Below are 14,244 nucleotides of genomic sequence, written 5' to 3' on the forward strand. Positions count from 1 at the left end.
GGCTGCATCGATAATGGCTCCACTTTGGGCTGTGGAATATTCAGTTGAGTCGAAAATGGCGTCACATTCGGCTGCGGGATATTTGAGAGTGGCATGACGTGCGGTATGCCCAAACTCTGGAGAGGTCCCATATGGGGCGTTTCCATCTCTGGATGCGAACCTATGTTTGGCATGCCTATGTTCGGCGCGAGCGGAAGCTCCGAGATCGGTGACGCTTCGACAGGCAGCGGAGCTTGCGGAGCTGCCGTCGGGTGAGGGTTCGGGTTCGAGCCCGGCTTCGGAATGTAGACGACGTCTCCGGTCATCAATACATTCGGATTTTTGAGCTGCGGGTTGGCCGCAATCATGTCCGCAAGCGGAACTCCCCACGCTTTGCCCAGCTTCCAAAGCGAGTCCCCCTGAACCACGACATGCTTATACAAATAATCCGTTGGCGGGTGGGCTACCGGCTTCGGCGCATGGGGAATCTTCACCTTCTGCCCGACATCAATGACGTTCGGATCGGTAATTTGCGGGTTGGCCGCGATCAGCTTGTCGAGCTCGACGCCGTACTTTTGGGACAGCCCATAAAGCGACTCACCTTTCTTGACGATATGAATCTTCACTGCATAAACCTCCTTCAGTTGTGCGGAAGTCGTACTGACTTAAGAAAACCGCTTGATTTCCGGCCCGGAACCGGCTACGTGAAGCCCGCTGGCGCTCCGGAACAAAATGACATTACAGTTTATGCAGCAAAGTAGGCATTTGACCATCCGAATCGAAAAAAATGGTACGAAACCACGGCATCTCTCACGATCCGTGATAGAGAGAAATCCCCCATGACAAAACAAAGCTCCAAAAAAAAGAAACCTACCAACAGGCAGGTTTTCCCAAAATACATTAGTTTACCGCAAATTACCGGCGCTCCCGCCGAAATTTCGCAATCTTTTTGCTGCCGTATTGGCCATTTAAATAAATGACCTATGCCATACGGGCTAGACTTTTGCCGTTTCGGTTCCGTAAGAAAACGTAGGGTAGCAGCCCATGAGCCGGACCTGGCAGCCGATGGCCTCGATTTCTTGCAGAGCCGCAGGAAGCAGCACGGAATCCATCGAAGCCTCGATGTCGATATAAAAATAATACCTTCCCAGTTTTTTCTTCGTCGGGCGCGACTCGATTTTGGACAAGTTGATGCGCCTCCAGGCAAACGCCGAAAGCACCTGATGCAGCGCCCCTGGAAAATCCTCCGGCAGCGTAACCAAGATGGTCGTTTTCCGGTCGGCCGTCTCTTTGAGCTGCGGCTTTTCGTGACCGATCAGCACGAAGCGCGTGAAATTGTTCTGATGGTCCTGTACGCCCGCGGCCAGCGTTTCGAGCCCGTACAATGCCCCGGCGCCAAGCGGCGCAAGAGCGGCAGCAGTTGGATCGCCAAGGTCTCTGACCATGCGCGCCGCCTCGCCGTTGCTGCCGACAGGCTCCAGCTCGACATTGGGCAAATGCGTACGCAGAAACTGCTGGCACTGCGCCAGCGTGACCCCGTGAGAATAAATTTTGCGGATCGCTCCGCAAGCCGCCTCCAGCTCGTCCGAACCCCCCGGCCCGCCGGGCAAACGCAGCAGATTGATCGAAATGGGATAAACCCATTCTGCCTGAATCGGCAGGTCGACATTGTGCACAAGCCAGTCCACATGCAGGCTGACAGAGCCCTCGAATGTATTTTCGATCGGAATCACGCTGTAATCGGTCACACCATTTACCGTCGATTCGAACACATCCGCAATCAATTTGTAATTTACATATTCAAAAACATCCCGACCAAGATAATGATGTGCGGATTCTTCGGTGTACGTTCCAGGTCCGAGGAGCGATATTCGCTTCATGCCCGGTTCTCTCCCTTTATCATTTCAAATAATGTTCGTCCGCTGTCCGCAGAGGTCAATCGATGCGCCTGAACTCCCGCTCTGTCGGGATTCAGCCACATCGTCGAGGCCTCGATCCCCTCTTCCCTCAACGCTCCCCGCATGAACGCCTCAAGCTCCGCCTTCCGGGAGCTGCGGCGGTCGACGAGCGCCAGCATCGTCGGACCCGCGCCGCTAAGCGCGACGCCGAGCGCGCCGTGGTCCGTCGCTTCGGCGAGGATCTTGGCAAGCCCGGGCACTAGCGGAGCCCGGTAAGGCTGATGCAACGCGTCCTTCATCGCGCGCGCGATCATATCAAGCCGCCCGGTGCACAGGGCGGCTACCAGCACCGACGAATGGCCGACGTTGAAGACGGCGTTTTCGAGGCTCTGCTCGCGCGGCAGCACCCCGCGAGCTTTGTCTGTCGGCAGTTGGAAGTGCGGGATGGCCACCAGCACTTCCAGCTGTTCATGAGGCTCGATGCGGATATGCTCCGCCCGCTTGCCGTCCCAGAAAGCGACGACGATGCCGCCAAACAGCGAGGCCCCGACATTGTCGGGGTGCTGCTCCAGCTCCGTCGCCATTTGAAACAAATCGTCGTCGGTAAACGGACGATCGATCAGCGCGTTAGCCGCAGCCAGCGCGCCGACAATGGCCGAAGCACTGCTGCCGAGGCCGCGCGTCAGCGGGATGTCGCTGTACATCGCAATGTACAGCTCCGGATGACGGACACCCGCCCGCTCGAACACCATTTGGGCTACTTTGTATATGAGATTGCTTTTATCCGCAGGCACGCCGTTCATCTGGTCGCCAAAAAGCTCAATCTGCGTCGTCTCGGCAATCCCCATCTCAATCCAAGCATACAAATTCAATGCCATTCCCAGCGTATCGAAGCCAGGGCCGAGGTTAGCCGTACTGGCCGGCACCTTGACGCGCACTCTCCTGCTGCTGTTTTCCATAGTGACCGCGACGCCCCTAACCTTCGAGCTTGCGGATCGCTTCCATGACCGCTGCTTCGGAGTCTTGCACGACCATCGGTTCCGCACTGACGCTCTTGATGGCGATGTTCGGATCTTTAAGACCGTGCCCCGTCAGCACGCAGACAACGGATTGGCCCTTCTCGAAATAACCTGCGCTCTTCAGCTTCATGACACCGGCGATCGACGCTGCCGAGGCCGGTTCGGCAAAAATCCCTTCGCGCGCGGCAATCGTCTTGTAGGCATGCAAGATCTGCTCGTCCGTCACGAAATTAATTTGACCGCCGGAATCTTTGGCTGCCGCCTCCGCACCTTTCCAGGTGGCCGGGTTGCCGATGCGGATCGCCGTCGCGATCGTTTCCGGGTTCGGGATCGGTTCGCCGCGCACGATAGCCGCCGCACCCTCGGCTTCGAAGCCGATCATTTTCGGTAGCGACTTCGATTTGCCGTTCTCGTAGTACTCTTTGAACCCTTTCCAATAAGCGGTAATGTTGCCTGCATTGCCAACCGGAATCGCGAGATAGTCCGGCGCTTTGCCGAGCTGGTCGCACACCTCGAACGCCGCCGTCTTTTGGCCCTCGATCCGGTACGGATTGACGGAGTTCACCAGCGTGATCGGATGCTTGGCCGTAATTTCGCGTACAATCTCAAGCGCACGGTCGAAGTTTCCTTCAATGGCGATGACCTTGGCGCCATAAATCATCGCCTGAGCCAGCTTGCCGAGCGCGATGTTGTTATTCGGGATAAGCACGATGCAGTTCAACCCGCCGCGTGCCGCATAAGCGGCTGCCGCCGCCGACGTATTGCCTGTGGAGGCGCACATAATCGTGCGGCTGCCCTCTTCCATCGCTTTGGCAACGGCCATAACCATTCCGCGGTCTTTAAACGAACCGGTCGGGTTCAAGCCCTCATATTTAAAATAAATGTCGAGGTCGAGCTCGTTCGACAAATTTTCCGCGCGGACGAGCGGCGTGTTGCCTTCCTGCAGAGTGAGGAGCGGCGTATTGTCGTTCACCGGCAAATATGGTTTATAGGTCTGCAGCAGTCCCATGTATCTCATTTCGATTTAGCCCTCCACTCGGTATACGCTTTTGATCGCATGAACGACGTCCATGGCTTCGAATTGTTTCAACACCTTATTCATCGCCGCCTTGTTGGCGTCGTGCGTGACGATGATGATTTCGGCAAGCGGATTCGTTGCATTCGGGTGCTGTAGAACCGACTCCAGACTTACCCCGTGCTCGGCAAATATTTGCGTGATTTGGGAAAGCACGCCCGCTTTGTCGGCGACGTGAAGCAGGATGAAGTTTTTGGAAGCGATCTGCTCGTCGGTTTTCAGCTTCTTCTCTTTGTACGGGATGAACCCGCGGCGGCCGTTCACGCCAAGATTCAGGTTGCGGACGACAGCGACAAGGTCGGCCACGACCGACGTTGCCGTCGGCATCTCGCCCGCGCCGGGACCGTAAAACATCGTCTCGCCTACCGCTTCACCGTACACGTAGACGGCGTTGAACACTCCGTTGACGGACGCCAGCGGATGCGACGTCTTCACCATCGTCGGTTGCACGCTGATGCTGATATGCTCGTCCTGGCGCTCGGCGATGCCGAGCAGTTTAACTTCGTAACCCAAACGTTTGCCGTACGCAATATCCTCTTTCGTGACGCCGGAGATGCCCTTCACTTCCACATCCGCAAGTGCAATGTTAGCATGAAAGCCGAGCGTGCCGAGAATCGTCATTTTCCGCGCTGCATCGAGGCCTTCAACATCAGAGGTCGGATCGGCTTCGGCGTAGCCGAGCTCCTGCGCTTCCTTCAGCACACCGGCGTAAGCCGCGCCTTCCTGACTCATTTTCGTCAAAATATAATTGGTCGTCCCATTGACGATCCCCATAATCTTCGTGATCCGGTCGGAAGAAAAGCCTTCGATCAACGTGCGGATGATCGGGATACCGCCGGCTACGCTCGCTTCGTAGAAGACGTCGCATTCTTTCTCGGCAGCCTTCGCCAAAATTTCCGGGCCATGCAGCGCCATCAGGTCTTTGTTTGCCGTAACGATGTGCTTTCCGCGCTCCAGCGCGCCGAGCATCAGCTGCTTCGTCAGCTCGATGCCGCCCATCACTTCGACGATGACGTCGATCTCCGGGTTCTCGATGACATCCCAAGGATTTTCCGTCAGCATATCCGGCGAAACGCTGATATTGCGGGCTTTGTTTTTGTTCTGCACCAAAATTTTAACGATCTCGATCGGCGAGCCCGATTGGCTCATCAGATCGTGCTGATGTCCTTCCACGATGCGAACGACCCCGGTACCGACCGTACCAAGACCAAGTAATCCAACTTTGACAGGTTTCATAGGGTTCCTCCTGATTGTAATAGTGCATAAAGTAGATGGTCCCAAAAATTAGTTCTAGCCTTGCCCCACCAATGCGGCCCGGCTTACCCCTTCCTGGCTGCACAGCTTGTCGAGCAGCGAGGCGACGGTTTCGCCCATCATGGACGTTTCCACCGAGATGACGACATTGGCTACGCCCTGCAGCGGGATCGTCTGGTGGATCGTCAGCACGTTGCCCTCAAGGCCAGCAATCATCGCGAGCACCCGGGACAAAATCGCCGGCCGATGCTCCAAATCCATCGAGATCGTCACGATCCGCTCCCGTTCGAGCTTGCTGAGCGGGAAAATCCCGTCCTTATACTTGTAAAAAGCGCTTCGGCTCAGCTCCACCTGCTCCACCGCCTCGTGAATGGTTTTCACCTCTCCGCGGGCCAGCAGCTCTTTGGCCTGCACCGTCTTAATCAGCGCCTCGGGCAGTATATCTTCACGCACCAAAAAGTAGCGCTCCGTCCCGATCCGGCTATCCTGAACGGCTTGTTTTTCCGGCACTGTAACAGTCCTCTCTAAAAAGACGATTGTTTTTACCTAGTGGACATTATAGCGCAAATCGCGGACTTCCCGCAATAGGCTTTTTTCGATATTTTATGATAAAGTGGTATTCAGCAAATCCGCATTATCATAAAGGAGAGGACGAAGCTTGATACGAGCGCGTTTGATGGCTACGGCTATTTTATTTCACGGAAACGATATGCTGATGATGAAGCGCTCCCCTAACCGGACGCTGTCCCCCGGCTTGTGGGCGTCCGTGGGCGGACATCTGGAGCCGCACGAAATCGGCGATCCGGCGGCGGCGGTGCTTCGGGAAATTCACGAGGAAACCGGACTGCTGGCGGAAGATATCGCGAATCTGCGGCTGCAATACATCTTGATACGTCTTAACCAACAGGAAGTGCGCCAGCAGTTTATTTACACGGCCGAAGCCTTAAAAAGAGACGTCGGCTCGACCGACGAGGGGGAACTGCATTGGATTCCGCGCCATCAGGTGCTCCACCGCGACATCCCGTTTATTTTCCGCAAGCTGCTGGAGCATTATTTTACCGAAGGGCCCAACCCTCACGTTTGGGTCGGGACGGCAGGCTACGACGAAGCCGGTAATTCTGCCGTGCATTGGACGCAGCTCATCGACCCGCAGCAGGTTTGACCTTCTTCATGCGCGCAAAAACAAAGAGGGCGCCCTAAAAGAGCGCCCTTCCTGGAAACAATATCACTACCAACCTCACATGTTTATCACACGTTCGATTGATGCTTTCGTTTGTTCTATTCCTGTTCTACGAACTCAAATTCGAAATCCCCGATGCGAATCGTCTGGCCGTCCTTCGCGCCACGCTCACGCAGCGCTTTATCGACGCCCTTCTTCCGCAAAATGCGCGCAAACCGCATAACCGATTCATGGGTGCTGAAGTTGGTCCGCTTGATCAGCTTCTCAATGCTCGGGCTATCGATAACAAAGACCTCGTTTTCCCGGCGAATCGTGAAGTCCTGGCCTTCCTCGGCCTCCAAGCGATACACCTTGCGCTCCGACAATTCGACCAATTCTTCCACCATCGGCATTTCCGGAATGGTCTCCAGCTTATCGGCGACTTTGTACAATAGCTCTTGCACGCCGGTCCGGGAAAGGGCGGAAACCGGATAAATGTCCAATTCTTTGCCGATTTCGGCAAGCCTGCGCTTAAATTCGGCAAGCTGCTCCTCCGCACCGGGCATATCCATCTTATTGGCAGCGACGATCTGCGGCCGTTCTTCCATCTTCGCGTTATAAAGCTTCAGCTCGTCGTTGATTTTGACCCAGTCTTCAAACGGATCGCGTCCCTCAGTCGCCGCCATGTCCACCACATGGACAATGATCCGCGTCCGCTCGACGTGCCGCAAAAACTCGTGACCCAACCCTACTCCTTCATGGGCCCCCTCGATCAAACCGGGCAAATCCGCCATGACGAAGCTCCGTCCGTCACCTACCTCGACCACACCGAGATTCGGAGTCAACGTCGTAAAGTGATACGCCCCGATCTTTGGCTTGGCGCCGGATACGACGGACAATAGCGTCGATTTCCCTACGCTCGGAAAGCCGACCAGACCGACGTCCGCCATGACCTTCAGTTCAAGCACAACCCAACGTTCGACACCTTCTTCCCCGTTCTCGGCAATTTCCGGAGCCGTGTTGTTCGATGTCGCAAACCGGGTGTTGCCGCGGCCTCCCCGTCCGCCCTTGGCTATGACGACTTGCTGGCCGTGACGCGTCAGGTCGGCAATGATCTCCTGCGTATCGTCGTCGATGACGACCGTTCCCGGCGGAACCCGCACGATCATATCATCCGCATTCGCCCCGTGCTGGCTTTTATTGCGGCCCTTTTCGCCGCGCTGCGCTTTAAAGTGCTTCTGGTAGCGAAAATCCACCAGCGTGCGCAATCCTTCATCCACGCGGAAAATGACATCGCCGCCATCGCCGCCATCGCCGCCAGCCGGTCCTCCCTCAGGAACGTACTTTTCCCGCCGAAAAGCAACCAGACCGTCGCCTCCGTCTCCGCCTTTAACATAAATCTTCGCCTTGTCTACAAACATCAGGTTCACCCTCTTTATGTATCAATGCCGGTAGGACCACCACAATGTCCACACAGCCGTATGTTCGTCGTAATACGTTTCCAAATTTTCGTATATTTCTTTAAGCAATCTTTCTTTGCAATGCAGCCGCTGTGCAGCATATTTCCCTTCGTAACGGGCCGTCAGCTTCAAACGGTCTTTCATCCGGGCCAATCGTAATTCAAGAACATTCTCTTCGTCTTTGGAGTCGCCGGCTTCTTCTCTGAAACAAGCGAGCATCGCCATAACGGCATCGGCCGCTTCCTGCGGCTGCACAAGCTCCTGCAGATGGATTTCTTCTTCTAATGCCATTTCAAGACGCAGTTCTTTAACCTCTGCCTGAAATGCAAGCAAATGCACAACTAAGGAAGGAATCCCAAGCTTGGAGACATAGCTCTCCTGCCTGACCTTCTCTTTTAGTTTCTCCATTAACGGAACCAATTTATCATACTTTTTCAACTGCACGTAGCCCATCAAAATTTGGATATCGTTCATCCAGTCATGCCGGTAATGATTGAATAACCGAAGCAAACGAACGTCCGAATCCGGCCCATCGAGTAAGTCCCCTGGCGCCGTCACCGGCTTCGCCGCATCGTAAAATGGTACATCATTGGTACGACCTTGTGCGTTCGACGTCACGCTTACCCTCTCCGTTCCGGTTCGTCCTTTATCCTCCCAGTATAGCACGCTGTGCGGCAAAATTCACGGTATCCCTCCATGAACTTACCAAAATATTCCGGATTTAACTAAGAAAAAACCCCGGCGAGCATCGTTCGCCAGGGGTTTGGACGTTGATGATGGGAATTAAACTTCCACTGCTGCGGCTACAGGAGCAGCCGACACAGGGTAGACGCTCACTTTCTTACGATCGCGGCCTAAACGTTCGAATTTCACAACGCCTTCCACCTTAGCAAAAAGCGTATCGTCCGAGCCGATTCCCACGTTGTTGCCCGGGTGAATTTTCGTTCCGCGTTGACGAACGAGGATGCTTCCTGCCGTCACTTTTTGACCGTCGGCACGCTTAACGCCAAGGCGCTTCGCAATACTGTCGCGGCCGTTCTTCGTGGAACCTACACCCTTTTTGGATGCGAATAACTGAAGATTCAATTGCAACATGTCTGTCTACCTCCTTACTCGAATGATGATGTATCTTGCATCGCTATATATGCACCATACGATTGTTCAATAGATCTCAGCATGACGACCATGCTTTCCAGCAAAAGCTGTACTTTTTCGTCGATGTCCGCCTCGAGCTCCGCCGGAATCTTGACTTGAAGCAGCCCGTGCTTCATGCGCGTTCCAAGCTGAATTCCCGTCAGCGTTTCGACGGCGTTTACCGTTCCTACGGTAACGACAGAGACGCCGGCACAGACAATGTCCTTGCCCGGTTCGTCGTATTGCGCATGTCCGTCAACGGCAAATCGCTCAATCCGCCTGCCCGGCCCCCGTGTTATCGCGACCCGAATCATGGCTTCTTACGCTTGGATCTTTTCGATCACAACTTTAGTGTAAGGCTGACGATGGCCTTGCTTGCGGCGATAGTTTTTCTTCGCTTTGTATTTGTAAACGATGATTTTCTGGCCTTTGCCATGCTTTGCAACTTTACCCGATACGGAAGCGCCGGAAACGACCGGAGCGCCTACCACCAAACCGTTAGCGCCGGATACGGCCAATACGCGGTCAAACGTTACCGCTTCGCCTTCGCCTGCTTCGAGTTTTTCGATGTAAAGAACATCGCCCTCTTGGACTTTGTACTGTTTACCACCAGTTTCAATAATTGCGTACATTGTTGCACCTCCTCATGTCTCAGACTCGCCTAAAGCCAGGTGGTTTGTCCGAGCCGGACAAACGCTTGACATAACCCGCTTCGCGCGGTTACAGCATGCTATAGCAACATACTAAAACATAATATCACGAAGCCCAAACAAAAAGCAATACTTTAATGGCCGCTACCGACAAAACCGCTGCCTCCGCAAGTCGGACACGACTTCAGAGCCGCCGCCTCTTTGCTGTCCCGCACTTTTTTGCGCGTCAGCTCCACCAGCCCGAGCTTTGTCCAGCCGACAACGACCGTCTTCGTCCGGTCCTTCTTCGTTTCCCGCATCAGCTCCTCGAGCACCTGCTGACGGGAGCTTTCCGCTTCCATATCGATGAAGTCGATGATAATCAGCCCGCCGATATCGCGCAGCCGCAGCAATCTCGCAATCTCTCTGGCCGCTTCGAGGTTCGTGTCGAACACCGTCTGCTCCAGATCGATCGAGCCCGTGTACTTGCCCGTATTGACGTCAAAGACGGTCAGCGCCTCCGTCCGGTCTACGATCAAATACCCGCCGTTGTCCAGCCAAACCTTGCGTCGGAGTCCTTGTTCCAGTTGTTTCTCCACCCCGTATTCCGCAATCGGATCGGTACGAGGGCGAAGTTTGACCCGGTCGGCAAGTCCTTCGGAACGAGGGGAAGCCATAAGCCCGCGCACCTCCTGCAGCATCTGCTCGGAGCCTACTACCAGCTCCTGTACGTCGTCGCGAAACAAATCGCGGAGCAAACGCGGCAGCATTTCCAGATCGCTATAAATTTTGCGCGGCACGTCTCCGTTCGATCGGGACGTTTTCTCCAACTGCTGCCAACGGATGCGTAGCTCCTCAAGATTGGCCGCCAGCGCTTCCTCGGGCTCTCCGAGAGCTGCCGTACGCACGATGAAGCCTTCCCCGGGCCGCAGATGACGCTCCGCCATCCGTTTCAACCGGTCGCGGTCGGCGGCGCCGTCGATTTTGCGGGATACGCCGATGTAATCGGCGAACGGCATGTAGACGCCGAAGCGGCCCGGAAGCGAGAAATGCGTCGTCACGCGAGCCCCCTTGGTGCCGACAGGCTCTTTGACGACCTGGACCATAATTTGCTGTCCCACTTTGACCAAATCATGAATGGGCGGCTTTTCCTTCGGCTGCTTATCCATATGAGCCGGCAGTAAATCGTCGATATATAAAAACCCGTTGCGCTCCAGCCCGATATCGACAAAAGCCGACTGCATGCCCTGCAGCACCCGCACGACGCGCCCGATGTATATATTTCCGGCCAATTGCCCCTGATTTCGCTCGCCCTTGTAATATTCCATGAGCTTGCCGTTCTCCTGAACGGCTACCTCGGTATGCTCTTCGTCGCATTTCACCAATATACGTTTCATGTGCAGCAACACCTCGGCCCTATTGTACCATATTCTTTAGGCGAAAAGCTCGGCAAGCGACTTTCCTCTTTTTGTTTCGTCAAAGTAATGAGCGAGCACCGCGCGCTCGGGAACGACATAGCGAATGCGCCCCTTGTCGTCCAGCACGTAAACCAAATGATAACGGTCACGCATAAACAGCCGGACCACCTCCGTCACTTTACGGTTTCCCGGCACCACGATCGGTCCGGCCAGCTCTCCTTTTCCATCTCTTATGTCCTTGAACCTCGCCTCGCGATGCACCAGAAAGCGCATGAAGCGGTAAGGCGCACTGCGCCATTCGTACCAATTGGAATAAAGCAAAAACAGTCCGATCATCAGCCAATTGAGCTGTATACCGCCTTTTTCCGAGAACAGGTGCACGCCGGCGGCGCCAATCAACAGCGCGCTTAGCAGCAGGCTGACCCCGGCAGTCACCTGTATCGTTCGTTGATATGGCAGCCACAGCCCTACCAGTACCTGCATCACCTTGCCGCCGTCCAGCGGCAGCACCGGAAGGAGATTGAACAAGGCGATCAGCAGATTCGCCTGTACGAAATAGGAGCCCCACGGCTCGGAAAACAGACCCGCCGCAATCAAAAATGAACCGACCGCCATCATCCAGACGTTCTGCAGCGGTCCGGCCAAAGCGACGACGAGGTCCTGAACGGCAGGAACGCCGCCAGGCTCCTCCATTGAGGCGACGCCCCCGAAGGGCAGCAGCTGTACTTCCCTGATCCGCCAGCCGAAGCTTCGGGCAGCCGCGACGTGTCCGAGCTCGTGAATGAGGACGATTCCGAACAGCGTTGCCGTTTCGATAAAATATCCCGTCCAGACGGATAGCAGCAGCAGGATCGAAAACAGCGGATGAAACCGGTAGCGGATGCCAAACCATTCATTCCACGGCCTGCCTCTCCCCCGTCTAATCAAATGAAATCACGTCCATCGGATTGACAGGCTTACCGTTCTTCGAAACGGCAAAAAAGAGCGTTCCCGCTCCCTGCCCCCCTGCGGGTTCCGCTACCGTACCAATTGACTCTCCTCCTTTGAACCAATCGCCCGGCCGCACCTTTCCCGGCTCCAAATGCCCGTACACGGATTCCATACCGTCCGCATGGCGAAGCACCACGGCGAATCCGATATCTTCTTTCGGACCGGCAAATGTAACCAGCCCCGTATCGATGGTCGCCACGGGCGAGCCCGTTGCCGCTTCCACAAGAACCCCGCCCTGCATCGGCGTAAACGGGGCAATGAGCTTTCCGGCGACGGGCGGAAAGTAATGCTTGGATACAATAGCGACCTTCTGCGCCTCCGTATGCTTCGCAGGGTTCATCGCCGGAAGAAACGACGGTGCGCTGCCGAACTTGTTCTCGTACCATGAGGCAAGCGCGACCATATCGAACGATTCGGTTAAAGCGGCGGTTACCCACTGCTTGCCCTTGTTCGCCCAAGGACGGTCGAGAAGAAACATGCCCCATACGGCAGCAAACAGCACCCCGCTTATCAACAGCCGGACCGCAAGCCGCCCGGTGCGAGGGCCTGGATGAAAAAACGATCCTCCGTCGTCCTCCCGGCTCATGCGGGACAGTTCCCGACGCCATTTGCGGTTCCATTCCTCCTCGGGATCGGCAGGAGCGTATAAGTCCGGCCTTGGCGGCCCCTCTTGCCGGGAATAAGGTCCGGGCAATCCCTGCGGGTCGTCGGACTGGAACTTCCATTCGCCCCCAATGCCCAAGCTATTCCGGTCCCATTCCCATTCGCGAATCTCACCTCCAGACGGGAACTCGATGTGCGCATATTCCGTTTCTCTGCCTGGTCGGCGGCTTCCGCCTTCCTGCAGCTTGCGTATTTTTTCGGACCGGCGTTCCCGGACGTTTTTTCTCGTTTCCATCCCCCTGCCCCTCCCGCATTCAAGCTATACTCCATCCTATGAGCTTGTACCCGCAAATATACGGACAAGGAGTAGGAATGAACGGACTCGGTTCTGCGAAACCTCATCTTTTCTTTATACAAAAAAACACCCTTCAGCAGGGTGCTTCACTTCGCTTCGTATCGTCTTTGTTCACTCGTCCTCAAGCAGCTTGTCATCATGCAGCCGCACGCTCATGACGAGTCCCATCGCAATCATGTTGATCAACTGCGAGGTTCCTCCGTAACTGATGAACGGCAGCGTTATACCGGTCACGGGCATAATGCCGATCCACATGCTGATGTTTTCAAAAATTTGGAAAACCATCATGGAGACAATACCGATAATAATGTAAGTACCGGTGAGATGGTTGCAGTATATCGAGATGAGAATCATGCGGTAAATCAATACAAAATACATCAGCAGCAAAACGGACGCTCCGACAAAACCGAACTCTTCGCCGACAACCACGAATATCGCATCCGTGTAAACGACGGGAATCCGGTTGCTATGAACGGACGCTCCGTTCAAATACCCTTCCCCAAGCAGCGAGCCTGAGCCGATGGCGCGGATGGCATTGTCCACCTGCCATTTGTCGTCCTTGCTGGCCGTTTCCGGACTAATAAACGTATTGATGCGGTCCATCCAGTGGGTCGGCCATTTTTGGGCCTGGAAGAACTGCTGAATATCTGTATGATAATTCTCAAACAAATACAAGAACAAATAGGCGGCTCCGGCAATGAGCAGTGCCCCAATCAGCAAATAGCTTAGCCTCATGTTGCCGATCCAGTACATTCCGCACAAGATGACAACCAAAATCATCGCATTGCCAAGGTCCGGCTGGACCGCGACCAGAACCACGGGGATGAATGTAATCAAACCGATGGGAATGACATCCTGAAGCAGCTCAAGCGGCTCCCCTTTGCGTCTGGCAATGAACATCGCCAGCGTTAGAATCAAAATAATTTTAAATAATTCCACGGGCTGAAAGTCGAGCTTGACGACCGGAAGTGAAAACCAGCCTCTAGCCCCGCCGATCTTTTGACCGAACAGTAAAACGGCAATGAGAAGAAACACGCCGAATCCGTATAAATAAAAGGAGACTTTGGTTAGTATCCTATAGTCGATCAAGGTCGTAACCAAAAAAGCAATAATGGATACGATGTAAATAACCATTATTTTTGTCGGTTCAAATGCAATGGTTCTTGAGTTTAGCGTCGCGCTGTACACGAGCATCGTGCTGATGACCATGAAGGCGAGAAGTATGACTACGATGGGCACATCGATTTTTTTCAGCTTGTGCAGCACCTGAC

General features: G+C 54.8%; 16 protein-coding genes and 1 other annotated feature. Of the genes, 1 reads left to right on the top strand and 15 read right to left on the bottom strand.

Features of this window, described 5'->3' with window-relative positions; all coding sequences use genetic code 11:
- The 6 genes from NLX71_RS11725 to NLX71_RS11750 form a co-directional block, all read right to left on the bottom strand.
- On the bottom strand, nt 1-605 hold a 605-nt coding region (locus NLX71_RS11725), incomplete at its 3' end, for a LysM peptidoglycan-binding domain-containing protein (protein ID WP_254363825.1).
- Nucleotides 606-974: 369 nt separating this feature from the next.
- A complete protein-coding gene (gene pheA / locus NLX71_RS11730) occupies nt 975-1,859 on the bottom strand; it encodes a prephenate dehydratase (RefSeq protein WP_254363826.1) in 885 nt (294 codons plus the stop codon).
- Complete coding sequence (thrB, locus tag NLX71_RS11735) at nt 1,856-2,836, bottom strand: homoserine kinase (RefSeq protein ID WP_254363827.1); 981 nt, start codon at nt 2,834-2,836, stop codon at nt 1,856-1,858. Before thrB ends, pheA begins: the two co-directional genes overlap by 4 nt.
- 16 nt (nt 2,837-2,852) lie before the next feature.
- Entirely contained in the window at nt 2,853-3,914 is a 1,062-nt protein-coding gene (thrC, locus tag NLX71_RS11740; RefSeq protein ID WP_254363828.1) for a threonine synthase, read from the bottom strand.
- A gap of 6 nt (nt 3,915-3,920) precedes the next feature.
- Nucleotides 3,921-5,207 carry a homoserine dehydrogenase gene (locus NLX71_RS11745; protein ID WP_254363829.1) on the bottom strand — a complete coding sequence of 429 codons (1,287 nt, stop codon included), beginning with the start codon at nt 5,205-5,207 and terminating at the stop codon, nt 3,921-3,923.
- A gap of 54 nt (nt 5,208-5,261) precedes the next feature.
- Nucleotides 5,262-5,735, bottom strand: coding sequence for an ACT domain-containing protein (locus tag NLX71_RS11750; RefSeq protein WP_090669318.1), 474 nt, complete (start codon nt 5,733-5,735; stop codon nt 5,262-5,264).
- A gap of 148 nt (nt 5,736-5,883) precedes the next feature.
- Between NLX71_RS11750 and NLX71_RS11755 the strand changes: the two genes are divergently transcribed.
- Entirely contained in the window at nt 5,884-6,387 is a 504-nt protein-coding gene (locus NLX71_RS11755; RefSeq protein ID WP_254363830.1) for an NUDIX domain-containing protein, read from the top strand.
- A gap of 116 nt (nt 6,388-6,503) precedes the next feature.
- Here the strand turns inward: NLX71_RS11755 and obgE are convergent, their stop codons facing one another.
- The 9 genes from obgE to NLX71_RS11800 all read right to left on the bottom strand — a co-directional run bounded on the left by obgE (nt 6,504) and on the right by NLX71_RS11800 (nt 14,239).
- Complete coding sequence (gene obgE, locus NLX71_RS11760; RefSeq protein ID WP_254363831.1) at nt 6,504-7,805, bottom strand: GTPase ObgE; 1,302 nt, start codon at nt 7,803-7,805, stop codon at nt 6,504-6,506.
- A 21-nt stretch (nt 7,806-7,826) separates the two neighbouring features.
- Complete coding sequence (locus tag NLX71_RS11765) at nt 7,827-8,462, bottom strand: Spo0B domain-containing protein (protein ID WP_254363832.1); 636 nt, start codon at nt 8,460-8,462, stop codon at nt 7,827-7,829.
- A 165-nt stretch (nt 8,463-8,627) separates the two neighbouring features.
- Nucleotides 8,628-8,939: a 50S ribosomal protein L27 gene (gene rpmA / locus NLX71_RS11770; protein ID WP_010498641.1), complete on the bottom strand. Its 312-nt coding sequence runs from the start codon at nt 8,937-8,939 to the stop codon at nt 8,628-8,630.
- 14 nt (nt 8,940-8,953) lie between these two features.
- Nucleotides 8,954-9,292 carry a ribosomal-processing cysteine protease Prp gene (locus NLX71_RS11775; RefSeq protein ID WP_254363833.1) on the bottom strand — a complete coding sequence of 113 codons (339 nt, stop codon included), beginning with the start codon at nt 9,290-9,292 and terminating at the stop codon, nt 8,954-8,956.
- A 6-nt stretch (nt 9,293-9,298) separates the two neighbouring features.
- A complete protein-coding gene (gene rplU / locus NLX71_RS11780) occupies nt 9,299-9,610 on the bottom strand; it encodes a 50S ribosomal protein L21 (protein WP_254363834.1) in 312 nt (103 codons plus the stop codon).
- Between the two features lie 11 nt (nt 9,611-9,621).
- Nucleotides 9,622-9,710 (bottom strand) — a sequence feature (ribosomal protein L21 leader region).
- Between the two features lie 52 nt (nt 9,711-9,762).
- Nucleotides 9,763-11,004, bottom strand: coding sequence for an Rne/Rng family ribonuclease (locus NLX71_RS11785; RefSeq protein ID WP_254363835.1), 1,242 nt, complete (start codon nt 11,002-11,004; stop codon nt 9,763-9,765).
- 36 nt (nt 11,005-11,040) lie between these two features.
- A complete protein-coding gene (locus NLX71_RS11790) occupies nt 11,041-11,949 on the bottom strand; it encodes a site-2 protease family protein (protein WP_254363865.1) in 909 nt (302 codons plus the stop codon).
- On the bottom strand, nt 11,945-12,913 hold the full coding sequence (locus NLX71_RS11795) for a peptidoglycan DD-metalloendopeptidase family protein (RefSeq protein WP_254363836.1): 969 nt from the start codon (nt 12,911-12,913) through the stop codon (nt 11,945-11,947). Before NLX71_RS11795 ends, NLX71_RS11790 begins: the two co-directional genes overlap by 5 nt.
- A 171-nt stretch (nt 12,914-13,084) precedes the next feature.
- The gene (locus NLX71_RS11800) at nt 13,085-14,239 is read right to left on the bottom strand and encodes an FtsW/RodA/SpoVE family cell cycle protein (protein ID WP_254363837.1); all 1,155 of its coding nucleotides are present in this window, start codon (nt 14,237-14,239) and stop codon (nt 13,085-13,087) included.
- Between the last annotated feature and the right edge of the window lie 5 nt (nt 14,240-14,244).

Origin of the sequence: Paenibacillus sp. MZ04-78.2 (assembly GCF_024213375.1) — a bacterium.
GTDB lineage: Bacteria > Bacillota > Bacilli > Paenibacillales > NBRC-103111 > Paenibacillus_G.

Coding starts and splice junctions, on each gene's coding strand:
- pheA (WP_254363826.1), bottom strand. CDS start 1,859: ATGAAGCGAATATCGCTCCTCGGACCTGGAACGTACACCGAAGAATCC.
- thrB (WP_254363827.1), bottom strand. CDS start 2,836: ATGGAAAACAGCAGCAGGAGAGTGCGCGTCAAGGTGCCGGCCAGTACG.
- thrC (WP_254363828.1), bottom strand. CDS start 3,914: ATGAGATACATGGGACTGCTGCAGACCTATAAACCATATTTGCCGGTG.
- NLX71_RS11745 (WP_254363829.1), bottom strand. CDS start 5,207: ATGAAACCTGTCAAAGTTGGATTACTTGGTCTTGGTACGGTCGGTACC.
- obgE (WP_254363831.1), bottom strand. CDS start 7,805: ATGTTTGTAGACAAGGCGAAGATTTATGTTAAAGGCGGAGACGGAGGC.
- rpmA (WP_010498641.1), bottom strand. CDS start 8,939: ATGTTGCAATTGAATCTTCAGTTATTCGCATCCAAAAAGGGTGTAGGT.
- NLX71_RS11775 (WP_254363833.1), bottom strand. CDS start 9,292: ATGATTCGGGTCGCGATAACACGGGGGCCGGGCAGGCGGATTGAGCGA.
- rplU (WP_254363834.1), bottom strand. CDS start 9,610: ATGTACGCAATTATTGAAACTGGTGGTAAACAGTACAAAGTCCAAGAG.
- NLX71_RS11785 (WP_254363835.1), bottom strand. CDS start 11,004: ATGAAACGTATATTGGTGAAATGCGACGAAGAGCATACCGAGGTAGCC.
- NLX71_RS11795 (WP_254363836.1), bottom strand. CDS start 12,913: ATGGAAACGAGAAAAAACGTCCGGGAACGCCGGTCCGAAAAAATACGC.